At 64.7% G+C, this 6,404-nt stretch carries 4 protein-coding genes; all 4 read left to right on the top strand.

The features are described from left to right. Positions 1-566: 566 nt before the first annotated feature. The 4 genes from AAHM38_RS19045 to AAHM38_RS19030 all read left to right on the top strand — a co-directional run bounded on the left by AAHM38_RS19045 (position 567) and on the right by AAHM38_RS19030 (position 6,391). Complete coding sequence (locus AAHM38_RS19045) at positions 567-2,678, top strand: glycosyl transferase family protein (protein WP_116576940.1); 2,112 nt, start codon at positions 567-569, stop codon at positions 2,676-2,678. Beyond that, the gene (locus AAHM38_RS19040; RefSeq protein WP_009239929.1) at positions 2,675-4,408 is read left to right on the top strand and encodes a bacteriophage N4 adsorption protein A; all 1,734 of its coding nucleotides are present in this window, start codon (positions 2,675-2,677) and stop codon (positions 4,406-4,408) included. Before AAHM38_RS19045 ends, AAHM38_RS19040 begins: the two co-directional genes overlap by 4 nt. A gap of 261 nt (positions 4,409-4,669) precedes the next feature. After that, a complete protein-coding gene (wecB, locus tag AAHM38_RS19035; protein ID WP_103518804.1) occupies positions 4,670-5,929 on the top strand; it encodes a non-hydrolyzing UDP-N-acetylglucosamine 2-epimerase in 1,260 nt (419 codons plus the stop codon). Between the two features lie 9 nt (positions 5,930-5,938). Next, positions 5,939-6,391 (top strand): hypothetical protein, encoded by a 453-nt coding sequence (locus tag AAHM38_RS19030; RefSeq protein ID WP_116576941.1) that lies wholly within the window; start codon positions 5,939-5,941, stop codon positions 6,389-6,391. Positions 6,392-6,404 lie beyond the last annotated feature (13 nt).

The following is a 6,404-nucleotide window of genomic DNA, read 5'->3' as shown; positions in this document are numbered from 1 at the left end:
CGCGATTCATCGGGCAGAGCCTTTGCGCATAAGACTTTGCAACCTGCGCCCAGTTGCGCGCATTAGTTCATTCGGTAACACGCGCCCACGCCGGTCAGGGGTGCTCCCCGCTCGCCTAAGCCAAACCGCCTGCATTTGATCGGTCAGCGCCTCCGTCGTTTGTAGGGAGGCCTTGTTGGCTGACGGTCGAATGTCCCCCCATATCAGATGGCGTTGTATGCCGTGGCGTTGATCCCGCTACCGCCACCGCCCGTTTCTTGCGTTCACGCATGCAACAACCCGGGCTATCCGGCACGTGTCTGAAGGCGCATTTGATGTGCTGCACCGCATAACTGTGCGCCTCGGCGGGCGTTGGTATGGTCCTCGCGTTCCCCTTCTCGAGAAGCAGGCCAGAGGGCGACGCGTCAACCCGATCGGCGGTGGCAGATTGGGTCGGATGCCATGGCGCAAAGCGGTTGCGTCGCACGTCGAAAAGACCTTGGGGGAAGCATGAGCGCCACTGCGCAAGGCGGGGGGTACGCCGGACACTCGCAACGCGCCCGCAAGGCCGGGGCAGGGGAGCAGCCGTGAGCGATTTGCCATGGGAGCTTTACCTGGCGTTGCTCAACACCTTGACGGTAGCGACCACGCTCGTCATCTTCATCAGCACCGCCGACGACTTCTTCCTGGACGCCTTCTACTGGGTGCGGGAGCTGTGGCTCTGGCCGCAGCGTGGCCGCACGCCGGTCACGATTTCGGCGCAATCGTTGCGCGAGCGCGAAGAGCAGTGGCTCGCCATCATGGTGCCGGCCTGGAAGGAGTACGACGTCATCGCCAAGATGGTTGAGAACACCCTAGCGACGATGGAGTACACGCGCTTCATCATCTTTGCCGGCGCGTACCGCAACGATGCGGAAACCACCACCGAAGTCGAACGCATGGTGCGCCGCTACCCGGGCCGCGTGGTGCGCGCAGCGGTCACGCACGATGGCCCGACATGCAAGGCCGACTGCCTGAACACCATCATCCAGACCATCATCCGGCACGAGGCTGGGCACGGTATCCGCTTTGCGGGCGTGATCATGCACGACTGTGAAGACGTGATCCACCCGCTGGAGCTGAAGTACTTCAACTACTTCATCCTTGATCAGGATCTGGTGCAACTTCCGGTGCTATCGCTTGAGCGCAAGTGGTATGAGTGGGTGGCCGGCACGTACATGGATGATTTTTCCGAGACGCACCAGAAAGACCTGGTGGCGCGCCAGGCGCTGACCGGCACGGTGCCCGGTGCTGGCGTCGCGCTCTGTTACAGCCGCCGTGCCATCGAAGCTGTGATGAAGGTGCGCGGCGATTCGCCCTTCAACACCAGCACGCTCACGGAAGACTATGACTTCAGTTTTCGCCTGCGCGAACTGGGCATGCGCGAAGCGTTCGTGCATTTCCCGATCTGCGAGAACGCAGAACCAACCGCGGATGCCGAGGGCAAGACGCGCACACGCTGGCGCTTTGGGCGGCGCAAGGGAACCCGCCCGCAACTGCTGGCCACGCGTGAGTACTTTCCGAGCACCTTCCGCACGGCCTACCGCCAGCGTGCGCGCTGGGTGCTCGGCATCGCGTTCCAGGGCTGGTTGCAGATGGGCTGGAGGGGCAACCTCATCACGCGCTACATGTTCTTCCGGGACCGCAAGGGCGTGCTCACGGCGCTGTTCTCGATCCTGGCCTACGTACTGTCGCTGAACTATCTGGCGCTGGGCGCGCTGATGTTCAAAGGCGTGATCACGATCCCCGATGGCACGTTCGTGGTCGGCAGCATCTGGATGCAGGATCTGCTTGCCGTCAACGCAGCGTTGCTCTTCAACCGGCTGGCGCAGCGCGTGTACTTCGTCGGACGGCTCAACGGCCCGTTGCAGGGCGTGTTGTGCCTGCCCAGGCTGGTGGTGAACAACTTCATCAACTTCTTCTCGGTGTGCCGGGCGTGGAAGATCTTCCTGATCTACTGCCTGACAGGTAAGCCCATCGCCTGGGACAAGACGCAGCACACCTATCTGTCGAACGACGCGCTGGGCCGTACGCGCTGCAAGCTTGGCGAGACGCTCGTCAAGTGGGAAGTGCTCACGCAGGCGCAGTTGGATGCAGCACTCGCCATTCAGAGCCAGACCGGGCGCCGGCTTGGGCAAGTGCTGGTCGAGCAGGGGCTGGTCACGCCCGACACGCTGGCCGATGCGCTGGCCGAGCAGGTCGACCTGCCGCGCGTGAGCCTGACCAACGTCGTGCTTGGCGCGCTGGCGGATTGCCTGCCGCGTGACCTGGCTGTGCGGCATCACGTGGTGCCGTTCTCGATTGGCGAAGACGGGTCGCTCAACATCGCCGTGTCGGAGTTGCCCGAGGGCGAAGTGCTGGAAGAGCTGGCCCGCGCTGCGGGCCGCAAGGTCGCCTGCTTCATGGCGTGCGACCACGAGATGTCGGCCGAGCTGGCGCAGATGGCCGACCCTAACCGCCGTGCCACGGTCGTATTCGGACCGTCGGCGCATTCGGCCATGTTGGCCGTCGAATCCATGACGGGCGCCGGCCCAGGCATTGCAGCCGGCACGGCACCCGCATCCGAGGCTTCCACCATCCCCCCGATTCCTGTGCCGCCGGATCTGCCCCCCGGATCAGAGCCGCGGCCCAACCCATCTGTTGCGGGAGGTGTGGCATGACACACGAGAGAGCCATCCGTCTAACCCTGCGCCGTTTGCGCTGGCCGATTGCCGCGGCAGTGTGGGCGCTCTGTCATGGCGTATCTCTGGCAGAGCCGCCCGCGCCGTTGCAGCCTGACGCCTATTTTCGCGCCGACCGCGCCTATCGCGCCATCGACGCCAACAAGCTCGACGATGCGGAAGCCGCCACGCGTGCGGCACTGGCCGCGCAGCCAGACAGCCTGCAACTGAACCTGCTGCTGCTCGATGTGCTGACGCGCAAGGGCCAGTTGGATGCGGCGCGCGCGCAGGCCGATGCGCTGCTGCGGAAGTATCCCGACGAGCCCCGTGTCTTTGCACAGCACGGGTTCCTCGCGCAGAAAGCGAACGATCCTGCCGTGGCCGAACAGGACTTTGCACACGCCGTGCAAGGCACCGACTGGACGCCGCAGGAGCAGCGCAATCTGCATCTGGCCTGGTCGGACAGCGCATATTCCGCCAAGCATCCGCAGGCTGCCATCGATGCGCTGAGCGGCATGAAGGACGAACCCGATGCCGACGTGCAACTGCGTCTCGCGCAATCTCGCCTGCAATTGGGCGACCGTGATGGTGCGTCTCAGGCTGCCACGCTGGCAGCCGAACACGCGACGGACCCGGCGCGCCAGCGCTACGCCAAGGCGCTGCTTGCCCAGGCGATGGCACCTGAAGCGCAGGGCGAAACCACGTCCGCCAATGACCCGCGCGTGGTCGGCCAGCGTGAGTTGAACGATGCCTACAGTCACCTGCGCGCGCGTGACGATCGTGCCGCGCTGGCAGCGTTCCAGCGCGGCTTTGCCACGGGCCAAGGCAAGTGGACGCACTACGCCGATGCCGCCTACGCGGCCAAGCGCCTGGGCGACAACCCGACCGCCATCAAGCTCTTCCGGCAAAGCCTTGACCATGCCGATGCCGATGCCAAGAGCGACAGCGGCGGCAATGGCGACGACCGCCTTCCAGCAGACCGTCGCTTCGGCTACCGGCGCGAAGTCGAGCAGATGCAGCGTAACTTCGGCATGGTCGTCTCGGGCGCATATCAAACCTCGGCGTTCGGTTTGCCCAACACCGTGAGCGTGGGCCAAGCGGGCGCGGAGGTGTACTGGCAGCCGCCCGGCGTCGGGTATCGGGACGGCAGCGTCTTCCAGCTCTTTGCGCGCGGCTATGACAACGTGTACGACCGCAATGGCCACACAGGCCTCCCGACCGCGCAGGGCTCGGTGGGCGCGCGCTACAAGCCGATCAAGGACATCAACCTGGTGTTCACCGCCGAGCGCCTTTTCCGCATTGGGCAACTGACCACCAACGACACGCTGCTGCGCATCGGGTTCTCGACCGACCAGGGGCTCGACCTGCAGGTCACCAAGCCGCGCTGGCAGACCTGGCAGGTGTATGGCGAGGGCGCCTATTTCCTCAACCAGGGCCGGATGATCATCAGCACGGAAATGCGCTACGGACACACGTGGCTACTGAACTCCATCAGCGATCGGCTTACGGTCTACCCGCACATCGTGCTGGCGGGCGATCACGACAACAAGGCGATCGACCACCAGCTTGCGCTGGGTGTCGGCCCAGGCATCAACTTCCGCTATTGGTTTCGCGAGTCGCACTACGCGGCGCCGGCCAGTTGGCTGGACTTGACCGTGCAATACCGCTTGCCGTTGACGCACGCGGATCGAGCAAAGGGGGTGGTCGCGCGAGCCATTCTTTGGTTCTAAGGCAACCCTGGATGCAAGCAGACCCCCAGTCAGGGGTGTCGCAGATGAAACGTTTTTGACCGCCGAGGGAAACGGGTAACAAAGAGACGCGGCAGCGGCGTCCACAGGATGGCGTCGCAACGCCATGGTGGGTCAAAGCAGGATGCATGGCACGGCCTTCGCTCAGTAGCGAGGTCTGCCCGGCGTCAGAAGCGACACGCGCGTCTTCGCGCCCGTCGTGCTTTGCAGGCGCGCCGGAGCAGACGACAGGGGAGTGCAGTGATGATGGGGAAGATCTTGACCGTGTTCGGCACGCGCCCAGAGGCCATCAAGATGGCGCCGCTGGTGCAGGCATTGCAGGCCGAGGCAGGCTTTGCGTCGGCAGTGTGCGTGAGCGCGCAGCACCGGCAGATGCTGGATCAAGTGCTGGAGCTCTTCGGCATCGTGCCGGAGTTTGACCTCAACCTGATGCGGCCTGGGCAGACGCTGTCCGATATCACATCCAACGTATTGAGCGGCATCGACGGCGTGCTAGACGCCTACAAGCCCGATGCCGTGCTGGTCCACGGCGATACGACGACCACGCTGGCGGCGAGCCTCGCAGCGTTCTACCGGCGCATTCCGGTCGGGCATGTGGAAGCGGGTTTGCGTACCGGCAACATCTGGTCGCCATGGCCGGAAGAGTTGAACCGGCGCGTGACCGATTCCGTGACCACCTGGCACTTCGCGCCCACGGCCGAATCACGTCAGAACCTGCTGGACGAGGGCATCGACCCCGAGCAGGTCACGCTGACCGGCAACACCGTCATCGATGCGTTGCTGGCCGTGAAGCAACGGCTGGACAGCGATGCCGCGCTGTCAGCGCAGTTGGCGGCGCGCTATCCGTTCCTGGCGGCTGGGCGTCGGATGATCCTGGTGACAGGCCATCGCCGCGAGAACTTCGGCGAGCCGTTCGAGAACTTCTGCGTGGCGCTGCGCCTGCTGGCGGCGCGGCATCCGGATGTGCAGGTTGTGTATCCGGTGCACCTGAACCCGAACGTGCAGCAGCCGGTCAGCGCCATCCTTTCCGGCCACGGCAACGTTCATCTGATTGCGCCGCAGGACTACCTGCCATTCGTCTACCTGATGGACCGCGCCTACCTGATCGTCACCGATTCCGGTGGCATTCAGGAAGAGGCGCCCGCTCTTGGCAAACCGGTACTGGTAACGCGCGACACGACCGAGCGACCAGAGGCTGTGGCATCGGGCACCGCACGGCTGGTCGGCACCGATACGCAACGCATCGTCGACGAGGCAGAAACGCTGCTTAACAACGCCGCCGAATACGAGCGAATGGCGCAGGCCCACAACCCTTATGGCGACGGCCAGGCCTGCCGGCGCATTGTCGATGCGTTGAAGCAGGCCTTCACCACGCAGCCGCAGAAGGTGGCGCGCGGCCCGCAACTCATTCGCAAACCGGCCACCGAGGCCGAAATCTTCGATCTGGAAGCGGCGCGTGCCACCGCGCAAGGGTCGTCAACACAGCACCGCCTGAACGGTTAGGAGGCTTTGATGAAAGCAAAACGAATCGGTGGCGGCGTGTTGGTTGCCTCCGCACTTGTTGCCGGGTGGCTGATCGTCGCGCCGCCGTGGGCTGGCGATGGGGGCGTACCCGCCATCGTGACCGGCGCGACGAACCCGGGCAGCCCCGGTGCCGATACACGCAAGAAAGGCCCACCGCCCGCGTTTTCCAAGGCGGCAGCCACGGCTGCGCAACCCGTGCAGCCCACCGTCGTGGCCGCAGCAACACCCAGGCCTGTGACGGGAGGCGCGCGCGCCTACGGCTACGGCGTCATGGATGAGAACGGACAGGTCGTCCCGCCGCCACGTCCGGCGGTCATGACCGAAGTCCGCCCCGGCATGCCGGAAAACGAGACGACAGGTACCGAACGTGGCCACGATCGTGGCCCCAACTTCAACCTCGGGCTCTACCGCCAAGCGGATGGCTCGATTTATCGCCCATGATCGCCATGAGTCG

The organism is Ralstonia sp. OTU4908 (assembly GCF_038440115.1).
Lineage (GTDB): Bacteria > Pseudomonadota > Gammaproteobacteria > Burkholderiales > Burkholderiaceae > Ralstonia > Ralstonia pickettii.
Note: the sequence above shows the minus strand (reverse complement) of the source record. Positions and strands in the feature narration are given on the sequence as shown.

Coding starts and splice junctions, on each gene's coding strand:
- AAHM38_RS19040 (WP_009239929.1), top strand. CDS start 2,675: ATGACACACGAGAGAGCCATCCGTCTAACCCTGCGCCGTTTGCGCTGG.
- wecB (WP_103518804.1), top strand. CDS start 4,670: ATGATGGGGAAGATCTTGACCGTGTTCGGCACGCGCCCAGAGGCCATC.
- AAHM38_RS19030 (WP_116576941.1), top strand. CDS start 5,939: ATGAAAGCAAAACGAATCGGTGGCGGCGTGTTGGTTGCCTCCGCACTT.